Genomic DNA, 20,987 nt, shown 5'->3' with positions numbered 1-20,987 from the left:
AGATCGAAAACGCATAAAAGACGGTCAGGCCCTCGCGCATTTGTGCGCTGGATATGGGCAATGCACCGCAGGTTTGGGTTGAGATATGAACGGCAAAGGCTCACACTCCAGCCGTTTTGATGCGATGGGGCGCAGAATTTTTAATCGATTTCTGGAAGCCGCGTCACGAAATTGTCTCTGAAGGGGCTTAGAAGCGCGTTATGGATTATACCGGCAAAGACAAGGTCGTCGCCGCGCAAACACTGGCGAACGCCGATTATTACGCCCGATCAGGCCCTTTGGAGGTGCGCTGTTCGCGCGAAGACTCTGAAATTCTGGAAGCCCAGCGTTTGCGCTATCGCATTTTCTACGAGGAAATGTCGGCACAGCCCACGCTTCAGATGCAGCGCGAACGCCGTGATATGGATGTTTATGATCCCTTATGCGATCATTTGCTGGTCATCGATCATTCCAAGCCCAAAGGCAGTCGGGTGGTGGGCACCTATCGTCTGCTGCGCCAAAAGGTGGCGTCCCAGCATGGCGGCTTTTATTCCGCTCAGGAATATGATCTCGGCCCTTTGATGGGGGAACGCTTTCAGGCCCATATGGGCAAGGGCGGCCAGCTTCTGGAATTGGGCCGGTCCTGTGTGGCGCGGGATTATCGCTCGAATGCCACCATCACCCTTTTATGGAAGGGGATCGCGGGCTATCTGGCAGAACATTCCATTGCCTATATGTTTGGCTGTGCCTCTTTGCATGGCACCGATCCCGATGCTTTAGCGGCTCCCTTATCCTATTTATGGCACGAACATCTGTGCCCGGCGGATTTCATGGTGCGTGCCGTGCCCGAGCGTTTTGAAGATATGAACAGGGTGCCGCGCGATCAGCTTGATATCCGCATGGCTCGCCGCTCTCTGCCGCCTTTGATCAAGGGCTATCTGCGCCTTGGTTGCTTCATCGGTGATGGGGCGGTGGTGGATGATCAGTTTGGCACCACCGATGTATTCATCCTGCTGCCCGTAGAGCGGGTGACCAAGCGCTATTCCATGCGCTTTGGCACCCCCGGGGCGATCAATGACGGTGAGGCCGAGGCCGCCGAGGCCATTGGCGGCAGAAGCCAGATCATCATCTGAAAGATCATCATCCAAGCTTCAGGAGTTGGGGGCTGCCGATCAATCGCGCGTGATCGAACCCACAGCCGCCAAAGCCGCCATATTCAGCACATCCGATGTGTGCGATCCCATCCGCACCACCTGAACCGACCGATCAAAGCCCCATAAAATCGGCCCGATCACCCGGGCGCCGCCCAAAGCCCCCACCAGCTTTGTCGAAATATTGGCGGAATGAAGGGCCGGCATGACCAGCAGATTGGCCGGGCCGGAAAGCCGCGCAAAGGGATAAAGCTTCAAAAGATCGGGGTTGAGCGCGGTATCGGGGGCCATATCGCCCTCGAATTCAAAATTCACATCGCGCTGTTCCAAAATGGCCACGGCTTCGCGCACATGATCGGCCTTTTCCCGCATCGGTTGGCCGAAATTGGAAAAAGACAGCATGGCGGCGCGGGGCTCGTGCCCCAGATGACGCACGGCAGCGGCGGCATTTTGGGCAATATCGGCCAGTTCGCTCCCGGTGGGGCGTTCGTTCATCACCGTATCGGCAATGAACACCGTGCGATCGCGGGACATCACGATGGTCAGCCCGAAAGGGGCGACGCCCGCCTTGGGATCGATCACGAGCTGAATATTTTCAATAGCCTGATAATAATTGCGGGTCAGCCCGGTGACCATGGCATCGGCATCGCCATGGGCCAGCATGCAGGCGGAAAAGGCATTGCGATCCCGGTTCACCAGCCTTTGGGCGTCGCGCTTTAAATAGCCCTTGCGCTGCAGACGCCCATAAAGCCATTCGGTATAATCCTTATTGCGCGATGAGGTGGCGGCAGAGCGGATATCATAGTCATCGGGATTGGCACCCATATCGCGCAGTTTTCGGGCCACCACATCTTCATAGCCGATCAGGATCGCCTGGCCATAGCCCCCCGATTGAAAGCCCATGGCAGCCCGCACCATGCGATCCTCTTCCCCTTCGGCAAAGATTACCCGCTTATTATGATCGGTGAGCATGTCAAACATCTCGCCCAACAGCCCGATGGTGGGATTGAGCCGGTTCGAGACCTGACGGCGATAAGCGGCCATATCCTCGATGGGTTTGCGGGCCACACCGCTATCCATCGCCGCTTGCGCCACCCGGGGGGGAACAAATTCCATCAGCCGGGGATCGAAAGGCGCGGGGATGATATATTCGGGGCCAAAGCTGTGCTTGCGCCCGGAATAGGCGGCGGCCACTTCTTCGGGCACATCGGTGCGCGCCAATTCGGCCAAAGCATGGGCGGCGGCGATTTTCATCTCGTCATTGATGGTGCGGGCCCGCACATCAAGCGCCCCGCGAAAGATATAAGGAAAACCCAATACATTATTGACCTGATTGGGATAATCTGATCGCCCGGTGGCCATGATGGCATCATCGCGGATGGTGGCCACCTCTTCGGGGCTGATTTCGGGATTGGGATTGGCCATGGCAAAAATGATCGGCTTTGGGGCCATGCTTTTCACCATCTCCGCATTCACGGCCCCCTCGACTGAAAGCCCGATAAACACATCGGCGCCCTCCATCGCTTCCGCCAGGGTGCGCAGGGGTGTCTCTACCGCATGGGCGGATTTCCATTGATTGAGGCCGTCTTCGCGGTTTGTGTGGATCACCCCTTTGCTATCGCACATGATCAGATGATCATGGGGCACCCCCATCGCCTTGATCAATTCCGCACAGGCGATTGATGCTGCCCCCGCCCCATTCATCACCACCCGCACATCCTTGATATCGCGGTCGGTCAGAAAAAGGGCATTGATGAAACCGGCGCCGGTGATGATGGCCGTACCATGCTGATCATCGTGAAAAACCGGAATATCCATGGCTTCGCGCAGGCGTTGTTCGATGATGAAACAGGCGGGCGCGCCGATATCTTCGAGATTGATGCCGCCAAAGGTCGGCTCCATCAGGGTCACGGCGCTGACAATGGCATCCACATCGCTGGAATTGAGCTCGATATCGATGGCATCGATATCCGCAAAGCGCTTGAACAGAACGGCTTTGCCCTCCATCACCGGCTTCGATGCGGCAGCCCCCAGATTGCCCAGGCCCAAAATGGCCGAGCCATTGGAAATCACCGCCACCAGATTGCCCCGGGCGGTATAATCGAAAATACAGTCGGGATTTTCGGCAATCGCCTTCACCGGGGCGGCCACGCCGGGGGAATAAGCAAGCGACAGATCACGCTGGGTGGCCATCGGTTTGGTGGGGGTGATCTCGATCTTGCCCGCCGTGGGAAAAGCATGAAAGCGCAAAGCTTCGCGGTCGGTGAATCTCGACTCGGTGGATTTCGACTCAGCGGATTTCGACTCAGGGGATTTGGATGGCATATCGGTCATGAAGGGTTCTGATCCTTGTTGCAGGGGCTTGAAGGGTCATAAGAGGATTAAGGTCGCAAGAGGGTTCTGGCAGTTCATCGGGGGCAATGCTAAAACACGATCCTGAAGAACAGGGCTGGTTGATGTGCCTCATCTTCTAGCATTATGGAGACGGTCCGAGAACAATCTATATGAAAAATCTGGCCCTTATGAATAATCCGGCAAAAAATGTGAAAAATGGCCCCGCCGATCCTCAGGATGCGGCAACGCCGATGATGGCGCAATATCTGGCTATTCACGCCGCCCATCCCGATTGTCTGCTGTTTTATCGCATGGGCGATTTTTACGAGTTGTTTTTCGATGATGCGATCAAGGCGGCGGCGGCCCTCGATATTACCCTCACCCGTCGTGGCAAGCATGAAGGCGAGGATATCCCCATGGCCGGGGTGCCGGTTCATGCCGCTGAAAGCTATCTGGCGCGCCTGATCAAGGCGGGGTTCAAGGTGGCGGTGTGCGAACAGACCGAAGATCCCGCAGAGGCGAAAAAGCGGGGCGCAAAATCGGTGGTGGCCCGCGAAGTGGTGCGTTTGGTGACGCCGGGCACCCTGACGGAAGAGACCCTGCTCGATGCCCGCCGGCATAATTATCTGGCGGTTCTGGTGGCGGTGGGAAGTGGCATGGCCGTGGCCTATGCCGATATGTCCACCGGCAGTTTCATGAGCATGGAAACCAGCCCCGATCATCTTTCGGCCGATCTGGCCCAGCTTGCTCCCGGTGAGCTTTTGGTGGCGGCAAAGCTGCTCGATGATCCTGAACTGCGCCGCCTGCTCGATGGAATGGCCGATGTGGTCTCGCCCTTGCCATTAGGATCATGGGATAGTCTGGGGGGCGAGCGGCGCTTGAAAGCGCTTTATGGGGTGGCGAGCCTCGATGCTTTTGGCGATTTCAGCCGCGCCGAGCTTGCCGCTTTCGATGCCCTTCTTGATTATCTGGAAAGCACGCAAAAGGGCCGGATGCCGCGCCTGCGTCCGCCGGGGCAAAGGGCCCGTGGCTCAGTGATGCTGATCGATGCCGCTACCCGCCGCAGTCTTGAACTGGCGCGCACCTTGGCAGGGGAAAGCAAAGGCAGCCTGATCGCCACCATCGATTGCACCATCACCGGGGCCGGGGCGCGGGCGCAGGCGGCCCGCCTTGCGGCCCCCCTCACCGATCTGGCGCTGATCGAACAGCGGCTGGATGCGGTGGATCATTGTGTGAAGGCATCGGATCTGCGCGCCGATCTGCGCGCGAACTTGCGGTCCGCACCCGATCTGGAACGCGCTTTGTCGCGCCTGATGCTGGATCGCGGAACCCCGCGCGATCTGGCGGCGGTGCGCGATGTTCTGCGGGTGGCGGCCGATGTGTGTGATCGCCTCGATCGCGGCGGTGCCGCTGATGGCGGCCTTGATGATCACGGCCTTCCGGTTCTGCTCGATAGGGCGCAAAAAGCTTTGACCGGCCATGCGGCTCTTGAAGATTTGCTGGGCCGGGCTTTGGTGGCCGAACCCCCGGCGCTGGCCCGGGATGGCGGCTTTATCACCAAAGGCTATGATGCGGCTTTGGATGAAGTGCGGACCCTGCGCGATGAAAGCCGCCGGCTGATCGCCGGGCTGGAAGCCGATTATCGCCGCGATACCGGCCTGAATGCATTGAAGATCAAGCATAATAATGTTTTGGGCTATCATATCGATGTGCCCGCCAAAGCGGCGGATCTTTTGATGCAGCCCCCCCATGCCCAGCGCTTCATTCATCGCCAGACATTGGCCAATGCCGTGCGCTTTTCTACTACCGAACTGGCGGGTTTGGCGGCTGAAATCAATCAGGCGGGGGATCGGGCGCTGGCCATGGAACAGCAGATGTTCGATGAACTGGTGGCCCGCATTGCCGATCATTGGCACGAGCTGATGGCCTGCGCGCAGGCGCTGGCAGAGATCGATGTGTCTGCCGCTTTGGCCGAACGCGCGGTGATCGATCGCTGGGCGCGGCCAAAAATCAGCGAGGATCGGGCCTTTGATATTCGCGGCGGGCGGCATCCGGTGGTGGAAGCAGCCTTGCGCAAGGAGGATGGCGGGCCTTTCATCGCCAATGATTGCGATCTGGGCCCCGATCAGCGCCTGTGGCTGGTCACTGGCCCCAATATGGCTGGGAAATCAACCTTTTTGCGGCAAAATGCCCTGATCGCCATTCTGGCGCAGGCGGGCAGTTTCGTGCCCGCCGAGGCGGCGCATATCGGCATTGTGGATCGCCTGTTCAGCCGGGTGGGGGCATCGGATGATCTGGCGCAGGGGCGCTCCACCTTCATGGTGGAAATGGTTGAAACGGCGGCGATCCTCAATCAGGCAACGGATCGCTCTTTGGTGATTCTCGATGAAATCGGCCGGGGCACGGCCACCTTCGATGGTTTGTCCATCGCTTGGGCTGCGGTTGAGCATCTCCATGATGTCAATCGCGCCCGGGCTTTGTTTGCCACCCATTATCATGAAATGTCGGCTCTGAAGGCGCGTTTGTCCTCTTTGGCTTTGCGCTCTATGCGGGTGAAGGAATGGCGCGGCGATGTGGTGTTTTTGCATGAAGTCACGATGGGGGCGGCGGATCGATCCTATGGCATTCAGGTGGCGTCACTGGCGGGCTTGCCCAAGGCGGTGATCAATCGGGCGCGGCAGGTGCTGGATGATCTGGAAGCCAGTGGCGAAGGGGCGCGAACCCGCGGCGCTTTGGGCGATCTGCCCCTGTTTGAACGATCGGCCGCAAGCCCCGCGACCCCTGCGCCCAAAGATGAGGCGGCCAGCGCGGTGCTGGATGCCGTGCGGGCGAGCAATCCTGATGAGCTCACCCCCAAACAGGCGCATGATCTGGTCTATCACTTAAAAAGCCTGAGCCAGGGCCCATATTGATGCCTGAGCGCGATGCACCTTTATCACCAAAAGGGATTTCATGGTCACCATAGCGAAAAAACGTCAGATCATCGATCCCGCAGATTATGCCAAAGATCTGGCCGAAGCCGCCTTGTGCGCCGATCCAAAAGAGCGCCAGCAGCAGATTCTGGCGGTTTCAAAGGCTATGTGGCAGCGCGGCTTCGATGAGATCAAGGCCCGCCATGAACAGGATGGCATGAGCGGTCGGCGGGTGGCGGCGGCTTTCAGCTATCTGGCGGATAAATTGATCATCGGCCTTTATGATCTGGCCACCACCCGGCTTTATCCTCGCCCCAATCCCACCGATAGCGAGCGCATGGCGGTGATTGCCACCGGCGGCTATGGGCGCGGCGAACTGGCCCCCTTCTCTGATCTCGATCTTTTGTTTCTCTATCCCTATAAATCCACATCATGGCATGAACAGATCGTTGAATTCATGCTCTATACCCTTTGGGATCTGGGCTTGAAGGTGGGTCAGGCGGTGCGCTCGCCCAATGATTGTGTGCGCATGGCCCGCGAAGATGTTTCGGTCAATACATCCTTGCTCGAACGCCGGATGCTGGCGGGGGATCAGGCTTTGTATGAAGAGCTTGGGCATCTTTATCAAAGCTCGGTCCGGGAGGTGCGCGGCCATCGGTTTGTGGATGAAAAACTGGCCGAGCGCGATGCCCGCCATGATCGCATGGGCGATAGCCGTTATGTGGTGGAACCCAATCTCAAAGATGGAAAAGGCGGCCTGCGCGATTTGCACACGCTGTTCTGGATCACCCGTTTTCTTTATGATGTGCATCTGCCAAAGGATCTGGTGGCCGAAGGGATATTAGAGGAAGATGAGCTTAAAACCTTCAAAAAGGCCGAATCCTTTTTATGGACGGTGCGGGTGTCTTTGCATTTTCTGGTGGGCCGGGCGCAGGAAAGGCTGACCTTTGATGTGCAGCTTGAATTGGCGAACAGGCTGAATTACCGCGACCATCCCGGGCTTTCGGGGGTGGAACGCTTCATGAAGCATTATTTCCTCGTCGCCAAGCAAGTGGGCGATCTCACCCGCGTGGTCTGTGCCGTGCTTGAAGCGCGGCACCAGAAAAACACCCTGTTTTCGCTGGCGAACTGGCGGCCAAGGCGGTCGATCCGGGGCTTTCGGGTGGATGGGGAAAGGCTCACGGTGCGCGATGAGCAGATGTTCATCGATGAACCGCGCAAGATGGTGGAGATTTTTGCGGTCGCCCATGAAACCGGCTATGATATCCACCCCAATGCCCTGCGCTATATGGGGCGGCATCTGGGTCTGATCGATCGGGATGTGCGCCATGATTTTGCCGCCAATAAAGCCTTCATGGATGTGCTGACCTCGGCCAATCATCCTGAAATCAATTTGCGGCGGATGAACGAAGCCGGGGTTTTTGGCAAATTCGTGCCCGATTTCGGGCGCATCGTGGCGCAGATGCAATATGATATGTATCACCATTATACGGTGGATGAGCACAGCATCCATGCCCTGGGCCTGCTGGCCAGGATCGAACGCGGCGAATTGAAAGACGAGCATCCCCTGTCCACAGATCTGATCGGCAAGCTGGTGTCGCGGCGGGTTCTTTATATGGCGGTGTTTTTGCATGATATCGCCAAGGGCCGGGGCGGCGATCATTCCCGCATCGGCGAGCGGGTGGCCCGCAAGCTGTGCCCCCGGATGGGGCTGACCCCATCGGAAACCGATCTCGTGGCCTGGCTCGTGCGCTGGCATCTTTTGATGAGCCAAACCGCCTTCAAGCGCGATCTGGCGGATCGCAAAACCGTGCTCGATTTTTGTGAAGCGGTGAAAAGCCCCGAGCGTTTGAAGCTTTTGCTCATTCTGACCGTGGTGGATATCCGGGCGGTGGGCCCGGGGGTGTGGAATGGCTGGAAAGGCCAGCTTTTGCGCGATCTTTATGAACAGGCCGAAGAGGTGCTGGTGGCCGGCCATGCGGTGAGTGGCCGCCGGGATCGGGTGGATGGCAAAAAGAAAGATCTGGCCGGAAGGCTTGCCGATTGGCCCGAACGGGATCGCGATAGCCATATGGGCCGCCTGCATGATAGCTACTGGATTTCCGAAGATGGCGATACCCACGAAAACAATGCCCGGCTGATCCGCAAAACCGAGCAGGCGGGCGAGGCAGTGGGGGTGATGGTTTCGGTCAATGCCTTTCAGGATATGACCGAAGTGAGCGTGTTTACCCGGGATCGTCCGGGGCTTTTCGCCCGGCTTTCGGGGGCTTTCGCCGTGGCCGGCGCGAATGTGATGGATGGCAAGATCCACACCACATCGGATGGCAAGGCGCTGGATAATTTCCGCATCCAAAGCCCGGATGGCTCAGCCTATAGCGAGCCGCGCAAGCTGGCCGAACTGGAACAATCGATCCGCCGGGCGGTGGTGAATAAATTACCCGCCGAAGAAAAGCTGAAGCGCAAAAGCGATGGGATCAAAAGCCGGACCGCTGTATTCAAGGTGGAGCCATTGGTGATCGTTGATAATCGGGCCTCCAACCGCGCCACGGTGATCGAGGTGAATGCCCGGGATCGCGTGGGCCTGCTTTATGATCTGACACGGGCCTTATCGCGCATGCGGCTGTCGATTTTCTCGGCGCATGTGGCCACCTATGGCGAACGGGCGGTGGATGTTTTTTATGTGCAGGATCTGGAAGGCCAGAAAATCATCGGCAGCCAGCGCATCGCCAATATCGAAAGAAAATTGATGGCCGCCACGAAAGGGCAATTGCCCCTGAGCCATGATGTGCGGCGCAAAGGCGGGCCGTTGGCCCATGGGCGCTCTTGAAATGCGGTTTTTAGCATGAGCATGATGCGCGGCTTTACCACGGTCGGCGCCTTCACGCTGATCAGCCGCATTCTGGGCTTTATACGCGATATTTTGATGGCCCAATTTCTGGGTGCGGGGCTGGCGGCGGATTGCTTTTTCGTGGCCTTCAAGCTGCCCAATTTTTTCCGTCGTTTATTTGCCGAAGGGGCGTTTTCTTCGGCCTTCGTGCCGCTTTTTGCCAAATTGCTGGGCCGCCATCCCCATCCCCGCAGCATTGATGCGGCGCGGGCTTTTGCGCAGGATGCCTTGGCCATTTTGCTGCCGGTCCTGCTGCTTTTGATGGCACTGATGCAGCTTTTCATGCCCTTTGTGATGCTCGCTCTGGCCCCCGGTTTTGTCGATCAGCCGGATAAATTTGCGCTGGCCATCGATCTCACCCGTCTCACTTTTCCTTATCTGGTTCTGATCTCGCTGGTTTCGCTTTTTTCCGGTGTTTTAAATGGTTTGGGGCGCTTTGCTGAAGCGGCAGCGGCCCCGGTTCTGCTCAATATCATCCTGATTGCCGCCCTGCTGCTTTTTCATGACAATGAGATGATCACCGCCAGGGCGCTGGCCGTGGCGGTCAGCTTTGCGGGCATGGCGCAGCTTTTAATGCTGGTGCTGGCGGCTCGGCGGGCGGGGTGGAGCCTGTCTTTGCCGCGCCCACGCCTCACCCCATCGGTGAAGCATCTGCTGACAGTGATGATCCCCGTGGCTTTGGGGGCGGGGATGACCCAGGTGAATCTGGTGATCGATATCATTCTCGCATCCTTATTGCCGGAAGGGGCTTTGTCTTATCTGTTTTATGCGGATCGGCTCAATCAGTTTCCTTTGGGGGTGATCGGCATTGCGGTGGGCACGGTTTTGCTGCCGCATCTTTCACGCACTTTGGCCGATCATAAACAGGGGGGCGCGCCTGGGGGGGATGGCATTTCTGATGCCGCCAATGCCCAGCATAATCGGGCAGTGGAATTTGCCCTCATCCTCACCTTGCCGGCGGCTTTTGCCCTCATCGCCATTGCCGGGCCGCTGATCACCACCTTGTTCGAGCATGGGGCCTTCAGTGCCGATGACAGCGGCAAAACAGCACGGGCCCTGATGGCCTTTGCCTTTGGCCTGCCCGCTTTTGTTCTGATCAAGGTGCTGGTGCCGGGGTTTTATGCCCGGGAAGATATGAAAACGCCGGTGAAAATCGCGATGCTGGCGCTGTTTGTCAATCTGGGGCTCAATCTGTTGTTGATGGGGCCTTTGGAGCATGTGGGGCTGGCTTTATCCACCAGCCTTGCGGCCTGGCTGAATGCCGGGCTGCTTTATATCTTTTTGCGCAAGCGCCGTCATCTGTTGCTGGATCAGCGCTTTAAATCAAGGCTCTGGCGGGCCCTATTTTCCTGCCTTGCGATGGTTGTCGTTCTTCTGGCTATCCGCTTTGGGCTGGTGCTTCCGGCTGATGCCCATCTGTGGTCCCGGATTGGCCTGCTGGCGGCTTTGGTTATTGCGGGCATGGCGGCTTATGGCCTGTCGGCTGTTTTGACAGGGGCCGTGGTGCCCCGTGAAATCCGCAAGCGTCGGAGCCCCGATGCTTGACCGGTTGTTGTGCCATTGTCATAAGTCGCGGCAACCAGGATTGAGCCGCCCCGATCTTCTAAGGGGTTGGCGCGTCAATAAGGATCGTCATCATGGATGAGCGTCAGCCGACCCTGCCTCGCAATCGCGTTTTTTCGGGTGCCCAGCCTTCGGGATCGATGCATCTGGGGAATTATCTGGGGGCTTTCCGGAATTGGGTGCGCCTGCAAGATGATTATGAATGCATTTATTGTGTGGTGGATCTTCATGCCATCACGGTGTGGCAGGAACCGGCGGTTTTGATCCAGCAAACCCGCGAGGCAGCGGCGGCCTATATTGCGTGCGGCGTTGATCCGCAAAAATCCATCCTGTTCAATCAAAGCCGGGTGGCCGCCCATGCGGAATTGGCCTGGATTTTTAATTGTGTGGCGCGGATGGGTTGGCTCAACCGGATGACCCAGTTCAAGGATAAGGCGGGGAAAAATCGGGAAAAGGCCAGTGTGGGGCTTTATGTTTATCCCGATCTGATGGCCGCTGATATTCTGGCCTATAAAGCCACCCATGTGCCGGTGGGCGAAGATCAAAAACAGCATCTGGAATTGACCCGCGATATTGCCCTTAAATTCAATAATGATTTCGGGCATGAGGTGTTCCCCATCGTGGAGCCGATCATCCAGAAAGAAGGGGCGCGGGTAATGAGCCTGCGCGATGGTGCCAAAAAAATGAGCAAATCCGATCCGTCGGATGCCGCGCGCCTTAATCTCACCGATGATGCCGATCGCATTGCTTTGAAGATTCGCAAGGCAAAAACCGATCCCCTGCCCTTGCCAGAGGATGCCGCAGGCCTAGCCGACCGGCCCGAAGCGGCCAATCTGGTAGGGATCTATGCGGCTTTGGCCGATCTTAGCCAAGCCGATGTGCTGGCCCGCCATGGGGGTAAGGACTTTGCACCTTTCAAAAAGGATCTGGCGGATTTGGCGGTGGCCCGCCTTGCCCCCATCAGCAACGAGATGAGCCGTTTGATGCGCGATCCGGCAGAAATCGATGCGCTTCTCGACAAGGGGGCCGAAAAAGCCGCTGCCCTTGCCCGTCCGGTGATGGAAGAGGTGCGCGCGGTCGTCGGTTTATTGGGGGCGCGATCTTTTTAAGGGCGGGGGGCGGATGAAACGCTGGTTCACCTTGTCGCAGGGGCTTGTAGTCGGATCATGGGCGCTTACATTTTGGGCGCGATCCTTTTGTGGATTGGGCCCTGGCCGGGCCCCTTGTGATTGGGGAGATGAAAAATGAATAAAATGATGGTCCTATCGCCTTTTCTTCTGGCCTTGTCGGCCTGTGCCGAGGGCGTGGACAAGCGGGTATCCTCTTCTCCTGAAAAAGCCACCTCTGTTACCCGCTATGGCGATTATTGGGCGACCTATCGTTCCATGCGTCAATCGCACATCAAATTCAGGGCCGAGCAGGATAAGCCTGCTGAAAAGCCGGATCGCCAATCTTTGGTAAAGGATGAGAAGGAAAGACTTTCCCTGCGATGAGTATGGGATAAGGCTTTATGTTTGAACGACAGGGAATGATAATTCATCACCGGTTCAGTCTTTTGATTTAATGTGAAATGACTTCGATGCATTGATACTGATCTGCATGTGCGACGACGCAAGGATGACAAGGCTATGATGAGGCAAGGTTTTAAAATTGTGCTGCTCCTGTCGGCTTTGACGGTAGCGGCCTGCGCGAAAACATTCGAGGCCGATGTTGCCCGCTTTCATCGATTGGAACAGCCTGCAGGCAAAAGCATCACGATCATTCCTATTGACCCTGAAAAAAAGGGCAGCCTTGAATTCGAGCAATATGCAAGCCTTGTGCGCGCGCAATTGATCGATGCCGGCTATCGCCCCACCGAAGAAAATGCCGATATTCGGGTTGAGCTGGATTGGCTGGTTTCGGATGGTCGGGAAAAGATTTTCTCACGGCCGGGCTATTATGGCGGCTATCCTTATTATGGCGGCAGTTTTTATCATCCTTATGGATTCCGCTCGGGCTTTGGCCATGGTTTTGGTGGTCATGGATTTGGCGGCTATGGTTATGGCGGTTATGGCGGCTATGGTGGTAGTCAAGTTTATTCCGTTACGGTTTATTCCGTTCGGATGACCTTGGCGATGCTTAATCCCCAGGACGAAGTTGTGTTTGAAGGTCGTGCCGATACCACCTTGAACAATACCAATCTGCCGGAAGCCATGCCCTATCTGGTGCAGGCGATGTTTACCAATTTCCCCGGCGAAAGTGGGCGCACGCAAAAGGTTGAATTGGAATTGCCCAAGGGTAAGGATGCGGGCTATTAAGGCTTTCGGTCTGTCGTTCTGGCTCATTACCTCTGCCAGCATCTGATCGAATAGGAGCGGTTCGCCGCTCCTATTTTGTGGGTTCAGAGTCCTCGGCCTAAAGCCATTCGCCCAAAACCCGATCCGGCGGGGCATGGCCATCGGCAAAGGTTTTGATATTGATCAGCACCTTTTCCCCCATATCGATGCGGGCTTCCCGGGTGGCAGAGCCCATATGCGGCAAAGCCACCACCGATGGCAGGGCCAGAAGCCGGGGATTGACCGCCGGTTCATGCTCATAAACATCAAGCCCGGCCCCCGCCAGTTCGCCTGCCTCCAGCATTCGCAGCAGGGCATTTTCATCCACCACCTCGCCCCGGGCGGTATTGATCACATAGGCATGGGGCTGAAGCTGCTTTAAGCGCCGCGCCGACAAAAGATGATAGGTGGCCGGGGTGTGCGGACAATGGATGCTGATCACATCGGCCCGGGCCAGCATCTGATCCAGACTTTCCCACCATGTGGCTTCAAGGGATTGTTCAAGCCGGGCGGGTAAGCGGCGACGATTATGATAATGCACCTGCATCCCGAAAGCCTTGGCCCGCCGGGCCACCGCCTGACCGATTCGGCCCATGCCGATGATGCCCAAACGCTTCCCCCACAGCCTTGTGCCCAAAAGGCCGGTGGGCGACCAGCCCTGCCAATCGCCATCCTCCAAAAGCCGCACACCTTCGATCAGGCGGCGCGGCACGGCCAGAATAAGCGCCATGGTCATATCGGCGGTATCTTCTGTTAAAACACCGGGGGTGTTGGTCACTGTGATGCCCCGCTGCCGGGCGCTGGCCAGATCGATATGATCGACCCCATTGCCAAAATTGGCGATCAGCTTCAAACGCGGACCGGCATGGGCCAGAACAGCCGCATCGATTCGATCTGTCACCGTGGGCACCAGCACATCCGCTTCGGCCACGGCCTTGATCAGATCAGAAGAAGAGAGTGGCTGATCATCGGGATTGAGCACGATATCGAACAGCTCGGCCATTCGGGTTTCGATGGGTTCGGGCAGTCGGCGGCTCACAATAACGCGGGGTCTGGTCTTGTCTCGTGCCTCGCTCATCAGCGTCAAGTCCTTGATTGCCGTAAGGGTTGCGGAATAAACCGGATCAGGTACAAGATGCACTCAGATGACAAAACTTCCGCTCACTCTTTTCCTAGCAGATCAGATGGCTCCTTTCAAAGCATCCGCGTCAGCATTTTTCGATAAAGCATCGGATGCCGCCAGAAATGGGCGGCTTTGGCGGCTTCATGCCCGCTGCACGGGGCGCGTTTTTGCTGTCCTGATGCTTGTAGCGGGGTTTTTTCTGGCTGGCCTCGACCGATCCGGCCCGAGCATGGGGCCCGCCCCCGCCATGGCCCAGATGATTGATCCCGGCGAGCGAATCCCCGGCGCTTCAGGGCTGCCCTTGCCGCGCTTTGTCTCCCTTGCGTCCGATAAAGCCCATATGCGCACCGGTCCGGGCCAGCAATATCCCATTTTATGGACCTATGTGAGACGCAATATCCCCCTTGAGATCACCGCAGAATATGGCCATTGGCGACGGGTGCGTGATTGGGATGGCACGCAGGGCTGGATGCATTCCGCCTTGCTTTCGGGCAATCGCACCGCCCTTGTTTCGGGGGGCCTGCACAAGCTTTATCAAAAGCCGGAACCAAGCGATCATCCCATTTTCGAGGCTGAAGCCGGGGTGATCGTCAGCCTGCAACGCTGCACCCCGCTCTGGTGCGAAGTGGGGGCGGGCGGGCGATCGGCATGGATTGATCGCAATGCTTTATGGGGTACCTATCGTGGGGAGGCGCTGAACTGAAACCCGTTCAGCTTTCGATATAAATCACCACATGCACCGAAGAGACCGAGGCCCCGGCAGGGGGTTTTGGCAGGCAGGACAACACCACATCATCATGCGGAACATCATAAACCTCGCCCGTGGCGGCATTATAGAAATGATGATGGCCATCGGTATTGGTATCGAAATAGGTGCGTGACGAATCGATCACCAGTTCATTGAGCAAGCCGGCATCGGTCAATTGATGGAGGGTATTATAAACCGTTGCCAGCGATACCCGCATCCCTTCGGCCAGCGCTTCTTCATGCAGGCTTTCGGCGGTAACATGACGCACATGGCCACTGCTGAACAATAATTTTGCCAGCGATAAACGCTGCCGCGTGGGGCGAAGGCCCGCATCCCGCAATAGATTGAGACTGGCCGCATAGGGCCTGACAGCCTGACTTTGGCTGAGGCCTTCCCGGTTCAACATATCTGATGCTCCCTTGCCTGCTGGGATAGAGCGAATACGTTAACCTTGGACGGCAGATTTAACAAGTAATGTTTGTTTAATATCCGGCGCGTGGTCAATCCCCGGTCAGGATGCGATCCACAAGCTGTTTCACATTGGGTATGAAGCCATTGGAATAAAAGGGATCTTCGGCAAAGCGATAGGCATTGTGCCCGGCAAAGACAAGATTATCCTCGATCGAGGCCCCATGGGCCACATCCTGAAGGGTTTTCTGGATGCAAAAGCTGCGCGGATCGGTTTTGCGACCGGTGGAATTTTTTTCATTATCCGCCCAATTGGAAAACTGGCACTGGGATAAACAACCCATGCAATCGGCCTGATCCTTCCTGATTTTATCGCGGCTTTGGGTGGTGACGAAAACCAGAGTATTATCAGGCGTTTTCATCGCCTCGCCATAGCCTTGATCCAGCCATCGCCCGGCGCGGGCGGCATCCGCTGCCGTAACATAAAATTTCCGCCGGGACCCATCGGTGAGCAGGGTATCATGGGTACCCACCGGCTGGGGGGAATAGGCGATCTGGCGTTCGCTGCGCTCCACCAGTTCCTGCAAAAACCGATTTTTGATGGCCGAGGAATAAAAGCCCGTAGGTGAGAAATGATGCAAAAGCACATCGCCCTTCTTCAAGGACAACAACATCTGTTTCCAGGCTTCGGGGATCGGGCTTTCCCGCGTCACTAAAGGACGAGTGCCAAATTGAAAGGCAATCGGCCCCAATTCGGGATTATCCAGCCAATCTTGCCATTCGCGCAAAAACCAAACGCCCCCCGCCATAATGATCGGCACTTCCGGGCAACCGGCATCGCGCATGGTTTGGCGCAAAGCCACCACCCGGGGATAAGGATCTTCGGGTTTTTGCGGATCTTCACTGTTCGAAAGCCCATTATGCCCCCCCGCAAGCCAGGGATCTTCATAAACCACAGCGCCCAGATAGCTGGAAAATTTATGATAGGCCCGTTTCCACAGCGCCCGAAAAGCCCTGCCCGATGAAACGATGGGATAATAATGCACGCCATAGCCAGCGCAGATTTCCGCCAGCCTATAAGGCATTCCGGCACCGCAGGTAACCCCGCTCACCAATTCCCGGGTTTTGTCCAGAACCCCTTCCAATATCCGCTGGGCACCACCCATTTCCCACAGGATATTGATATTGATGGCGCCGCCGCCGCCCGCGCTTTCATGGGCCCTATGTACCTGCTCAACACCGCCTTCGATGGAATAGCGCACCAGTTCTTCATGACGTTCGCGGCGGGTGCGGCCATGATAAACTTGGCGGATCACCGATCCATCTTCATCATAGCTATCGGCATTCACCGCCGAAACCGTGCCGATGCCGCCCGCTGCCGCCCATGGCCCCGATGATGCGCCGCTGGTCACAGAAATCCCCTTCCCCCCTTCGATCAAAGGAAGAAGATCCTTGCCGGCCATTCTTATCGCATTCAGTGCCTTCATCGAGCTGATCTCCGCGCTATCAAAGAATTATGTGCGATCATTTAAGCTCATTTCGTTTTGTAACTCAAACGCCGGGACGGTTAAAGAACCATCCCGGCGTTCATTATTTTAACTTAAAAATGGGGTGAATTTTAAGACAATCAACCCTTCGAACCTCGACTATCTTCGCGCGGCTGGCCGGTTTCCTGATCAACAAGGCGCATCGACAAGCGCACCTTGCCACGATCATCGATATCCAGAACCTGCACCTTCACCTGATCGCCTTCCTTGACGATATCGGTCACTTTATCAACCCGATGATCGGCCAGTTCAGAGATATGCACCAGGCCATCCCGGCTGCCGATGAAATTGACAAAGGCCCCGAAATCCATGATCCGCACCACTTTGCCAGCATAGATCCGGCCCACTTCCGGCACCGCCACGATGCCTTCGATCCAGGCACGGGCCCGGCTGATGGCATCGGGATCAGAGCTGGAAATCTTGATCAGGCCATCATCATCGATATCGAGCTTGGCGCCCGTGGTTTCAACGATTTCCCGGATCACCTTGCCGCCGGTGCCGATCACTTCGCGGATTTTTTCCTTGTTGATCTGCATCGTTTCAATGCGCGGTGCATTGGCAGACAATTCGGTCCGCGAACCGGTCAGCGCCTTGTTCATTTCACCAAGGATATGCGCCCGCCCGCCATGGGCCTGAGCCAGCGCTTTTTCCATGATCTCCCCGGTGATCCCGGCGATCTTGATATCCATCTGCAAGGAGGTGATCCCTTTTTCGGTTCCCGCCACCTTGAAATCCATATCGCCCAGATGATCTTCATCACCCAGAATATCTGAAAGAACGGCGAAATCATCACCTTCCTTGATCAAACCCATGGCAATGCCAGAGACCGGACGGGCCAGAGGCACCCCGGAATCCATCATCGACAAAGACGCACCACAAACCGTGGCCATCGAGGACGAGCCATTGGATTCAGTGATCTCCGAGACGATGCGGATGGTATAGGGGAAGCTTTCCTTTGATGGCAAAACCGCCTTCAAAGCCCGCCATGCCAGCTTGCCATGGCCCACTTCGCGCCGTCCGGTAAAGCCGACCCGGCCCGTTTCCCCCACCGAATAGGGCGGGAAATTATAATGCAGCATGAAATGCTCGCGATAAGAGCCATCAAGCGCATCGACGATCTGTTCATCATCGCCGGTGCCAAGGGTGGTGACCACCAGCGCCTGTGTTTCCCCGCGGGTGAACAGCGCCGAGCCATGGGCCCGGGGTAAAACCCCCACTTCCGCGAGGATCGGCCGCACCTGATCAAGCGCCCGGCCATCAATCCGGGGCTTGCCCTTCAGGATATTGCCGCGCACGATCGTTTTTTCGAGCTTCTTGAAAAGATCGCCCACCTTTTCGGCATTCTCGGCATCATCGGCAAAAGCCTCTTTCACCGATGCCTTCACCGCATCAATCCGATTGCGGCGTTCCTGCTTTTCCGTCAGGCTATAGGCATCTTCCAAACCGGCGGCTGCCAATGCAGAGACCTTGGCTTCAAGGGCCGAAAGATCGGGCTTGGCCGGAAGATCCCATGGCTCTTTGGCGGCTTCTTCGGCCAGAGCGATAATCGCATCCAGAACCGGCTGCATCTGCTCATGGCCATAAAGAACGGCACCGAGCATGACCTCTTCCGAAAGCTCGCTGGCTTCGGATTCAACCATCAAAACCGCATCCTGGGTGCCCGCAACGATCAGATCGAGATCGCTGTGTTCCAGATCGGCCGGAACCGGATTGAGCAGATAGGCGCCATCCTTATAACCCACACGGGCACCGCCGATGGGGCCAAAGAAAGGAATGCCCGACAAAGTGAGGGCCGCCGAGGCTCCCACCATCGCCACGATATCGGGATCATTTTCCATATCATGGCTCAAAACGGTGCAGATCACCTGCGTGTCATTGCGGAATTCCGCAGGGAACAGCGGTCTGATCGGGCGATCGATCAAGCGCGAGGTCAGCGTTTCCTTTTCAGAAGGGCGCCCTTCGCGTTTGAAAAAGCCGCCGGGAATTTTGCCGGCAGCATAGGTTTTTTCCTGATAATTCACGGTGAGGGGAAAGAAATCCCGACCCGGCTCCGCCTTGCGCGCGGCAACGACCGTGCACAAAACTGATGTTTCGCCATAAGTGGCGACCACGGCACCATCGGCCTGACGGGCGATGCGACCGGTTTCAAGGGTGAGGGAGCGTCCGCCCCACTCGATGGTTTTGCGATAGATTTCGAACATTCTGACTTCCAAACGGTCATGAAGCCGATGGCCTTCCATCCGGCTCCTGTGGGCAGATCTGCTGCCCGTTTCCAAGCTTTTAACGCACAAAGGGCCGACGAATTTCGTCCCGTTCCGCGCCGGTGGCCCCAAAAGGCACAACCGGATTATAGAAAGAAGCCGGGCTGCTGTTCACATCCCGGCTCCCAGAGATTTTATTTGCGCAGCCCAAGACGCTTGATCAGGCTGGTATAACGGCCCTGATCCTTGCGCTTGAGATAATCGAGCAGACGACGGCGTTGATTAACCATCTGCAAAAGACCGCGGCGGGAATGATTATCCTTGGCGTGGGTCTTGAAATGCCCGGTCAGATTGGCAATCCGTTCTGTCAGGATCGCCACCTGGACTTCCGGCGATCCGGTGTCGCCTTCGGCCTGTGCATAGTCTTTGATCAGCTCTTGCTTGCGCTCAGCAGTGATCGACATCGAGTTCTCCATAAACTAGAGGTTGAAAACCCGCCGGGATGTGATCAATCCTGACTGACAACGGGCAATGGCCACAGGCCGCTCGCCACAGATCAGGATCAGATCGCCATCCTGCGCGGAGGAATGCCGGAGACATTGACCTTTTTTAATGAGGTCTGCCTCCTGATCCGTTATGGCCAGCGCCGGGATGTCGTCCAGCGCGGTCGTAACGGGAAGCACAATGGCCTCGGCGGGCGCACCATGCCTGACTTTTTCAAGATTTTCCAGAGAAATTGCCGCCCGTTCATGAAACGGCCCCACCCGGGTTCGGCGCAGTGCCGCCACATGCCCCACCGTACCAAGATTTTGGCTCAAATCCCGGGCCAGAGAGCGCACATAGGTTCCTTTGCCGCAACACATGAAAAACCGCCCATGTCCCGCCTCATCGGGCCCCAGATAGCGCAGCTCGTGAATATGAACCGGGCGGGCCTGCAAAAGCGGTGTTTCGCCCCCACGGGCAAGGGCATAAGCGCGCTTTCCATCCAGCTTGATCGCTGAATAGGCCGGGGGCACCTGCGCAATCTCGCCGATGAACTGCGGCAAAGCGGCCAGAATGGCTTCTTCATTGGGGATTACATCGCTGCGCGCCACCACTTCGCCTTCACAATCATCGGTGCTGCGCGCCTCACCAAAAGCGATTGTGAAAACATAATCTTTCGTGGAATCAACGATAAAGGGCATGGCCTTGGTGGCTTCCCCCAGGCCGATGGGCAAAACCCCGCTGGCCAGCGGATCAAGGGTGCCGGCATGGCCCGCTTTGCGCGCATCCAGAAGGCCCCGCACCTTGCCCACCCCTTGGGATGAGCTCAAGCCCAAGGGTTTATCTAAAATCACCCAGCCATGAATATCCTGCCCGCGCCGCCGTCGGCTCATGCGTCCTCGCCGTTATCAGGCGCATCATCAGGGCGATCATTATCGGAGTCATCATCAGGGTGGGAGGCCAGATCCTGGCTCACTTTTTCAGAGCGCAGCAAGGCTTCGATCCGATCCCCCTCACTAAAGCTTTCATCAAGCTTGAAATGAAGCTGAGGCAGATATTTAAAGCTCACCTGCCGAGCCAATAAAGCCCGCAAATGCGATGCGCTGCGGCCCAATCCCCGCATCACCTCATCGGCATGGGCGCCCAATAAAGGCACCACGAAAACATCGGCATGGCGCATATCGGGGCTGACCTCCACCGCCGAAACGGTCAGGGTGCGCCCGGAAAGATCGGGATCGGCCAGTTCATCCCGGCTGAGGATGCCAGACAGCGCGTGGCGGATCGTTTCCCCCACGCGCAAAAGACGCACCGAGCGTCCACCTTCACGCGCACGCAT

The 20,987-nt window shown here is 57.1% G+C and carries 16 protein-coding genes; 8 read left to right on the top strand and 8 right to left on the bottom strand.

Annotation, left to right across the window (positions count from 1 at the left end; translation table 11 throughout):
• Positions 1–200 precede the first annotated feature (200 nt).
• Positions 201–1,112 (top strand): GNAT family N-acyltransferase, encoded by a 912-nt coding sequence (locus QK300_RS00275; protein WP_281299975.1) that lies wholly within the window; start codon positions 201–203, stop codon positions 1,110–1,112.
• Between the two features lie 39 nt (positions 1,113–1,151).
• On the opposite strand, the gene QK300_RS00270 is transcribed toward QK300_RS00275, so the two are convergent.
• Positions 1,152–3,455, bottom strand: coding sequence for an NADP-dependent malic enzyme (locus QK300_RS00270; RefSeq protein WP_348651794.1), 2,304 nt, complete (start codon positions 3,453–3,455; stop codon positions 1,152–1,154).
• Between the two features lie 197 nt (positions 3,456–3,652).
• Here QK300_RS00270 and mutS point away from each other — a divergent pair, with 197 nt between their 5' ends.
• From mutS to QK300_RS00240, 6 genes are all read left to right on the top strand, one after another.
• A complete protein-coding gene (gene mutS, locus QK300_RS00265; RefSeq protein ID WP_348651793.1) occupies positions 3,653–6,376 on the top strand; it encodes a DNA mismatch repair protein MutS in 2,724 nt (907 codons plus the stop codon).
• 40 nt (positions 6,377–6,416) lie between these two features.
• On the top strand, positions 6,417–9,203 hold the full coding sequence (locus tag QK300_RS00260; protein ID WP_281299978.1) for a [protein-PII] uridylyltransferase: 2,787 nt from the start codon (positions 6,417–6,419) through the stop codon (positions 9,201–9,203).
• Positions 9,204–9,218: 15 nt separating this feature from the next.
• Positions 9,219–10,808, top strand: a complete 1,590-nt coding sequence (gene murJ / locus QK300_RS00255; protein ID WP_281299979.1) for a murein biosynthesis integral membrane protein MurJ — start codon at positions 9,219–9,221, stop codon at positions 10,806–10,808.
• Positions 10,809–10,900: 92 nt separating this feature from the next.
• A complete protein-coding gene (gene trpS, locus QK300_RS00250; protein WP_281299980.1) occupies positions 10,901–11,935 on the top strand; it encodes a tryptophan--tRNA ligase in 1,035 nt (344 codons plus the stop codon).
• A 135-nt stretch (positions 11,936–12,070) separates the two neighbouring features.
• The gene (locus QK300_RS00245) at positions 12,071–12,319 is read left to right on the top strand and encodes a hypothetical protein (RefSeq protein WP_281299981.1); all 249 of its coding nucleotides are present in this window, start codon (positions 12,071–12,073) and stop codon (positions 12,317–12,319) included.
• A 135-nt stretch (positions 12,320–12,454) separates the two neighbouring features.
• Positions 12,455–13,123 (top strand): DUF4136 domain-containing protein, encoded by a 669-nt coding sequence (locus tag QK300_RS00240; RefSeq protein ID WP_281299982.1) that lies wholly within the window; start codon positions 12,455–12,457, stop codon positions 13,121–13,123.
• Positions 13,124–13,220: 97 nt separating this feature from the next.
• Here QK300_RS00240 and QK300_RS00235 read toward each other — a convergent pair whose 3' ends face one another.
• A complete protein-coding gene (locus tag QK300_RS00235; protein WP_042088167.1) occupies positions 13,221–14,219 on the bottom strand; it encodes a D-glycerate dehydrogenase in 999 nt (332 codons plus the stop codon).
• Positions 14,220–14,325: 106 nt separating this feature from the next.
• Here QK300_RS00235 and QK300_RS00230 point away from each other — a divergent pair, with 106 nt between their 5' ends.
• Positions 14,326–14,967: an SH3 domain-containing protein gene (locus QK300_RS00230; RefSeq protein WP_281299983.1), complete on the top strand. Its 642-nt coding sequence runs from the start codon at positions 14,326–14,328 to the stop codon at positions 14,965–14,967.
• A 7-nt stretch (positions 14,968–14,974) separates the two neighbouring features.
• Here the strand turns inward: QK300_RS00230 and irrA are convergent, their stop codons facing one another.
• The 6 genes from irrA to rbfA form a co-directional block, all read right to left on the bottom strand.
• Positions 14,975–15,418 (bottom strand): iron response transcriptional regulator IrrA, encoded by a 444-nt coding sequence (gene irrA, locus QK300_RS00225; protein WP_281299984.1) that lies wholly within the window; start codon positions 15,416–15,418, stop codon positions 14,975–14,977.
• A gap of 94 nt (positions 15,419–15,512) precedes the next feature.
• Positions 15,513–16,907, bottom strand: a complete 1,395-nt coding sequence (locus tag QK300_RS00220) for a nitronate monooxygenase (RefSeq protein WP_348651784.1) — start codon at positions 16,905–16,907, stop codon at positions 15,513–15,515.
• A gap of 140 nt (positions 16,908–17,047) precedes the next feature.
• Positions 17,048–19,168 (bottom strand): polyribonucleotide nucleotidyltransferase, encoded by a 2,121-nt coding sequence (gene pnp, locus QK300_RS00215; protein WP_281299986.1) that lies wholly within the window; start codon positions 19,166–19,168, stop codon positions 17,048–17,050.
• Positions 19,169–19,362: 194 nt separating this feature from the next.
• Complete coding sequence (rpsO, locus tag QK300_RS00210; protein ID WP_042088159.1) at positions 19,363–19,632, bottom strand: 30S ribosomal protein S15; 270 nt, start codon at positions 19,630–19,632, stop codon at positions 19,363–19,365.
• Between the two features lie 15 nt (positions 19,633–19,647).
• On the bottom strand, positions 19,648–20,544 hold the full coding sequence (truB, locus tag QK300_RS00205; protein ID WP_281299987.1) for a tRNA pseudouridine(55) synthase TruB: 897 nt from the start codon (positions 20,542–20,544) through the stop codon (positions 19,648–19,650).
• Positions 20,541–20,987 (bottom strand): 30S ribosome-binding factor RbfA, encoded by a 447-nt coding sequence (gene rbfA, locus QK300_RS00200; RefSeq protein ID WP_281299988.1) that lies wholly within the window; start codon positions 20,985–20,987, stop codon positions 20,541–20,543. The genes truB and rbfA overlap by 4 nt, the downstream gene beginning before the upstream one ends.

This window comes from Iodidimonas sp. MBR-22 (assembly GCF_029946565.1).
Classification (GTDB): domain Bacteria; phylum Pseudomonadota; class Alphaproteobacteria; order Sphingomonadales; family Rhodothalassiaceae; genus Iodidimonas; species Iodidimonas nitroreducens.
This window is presented reverse-complemented; position numbering and strand designations above follow the sequence as displayed.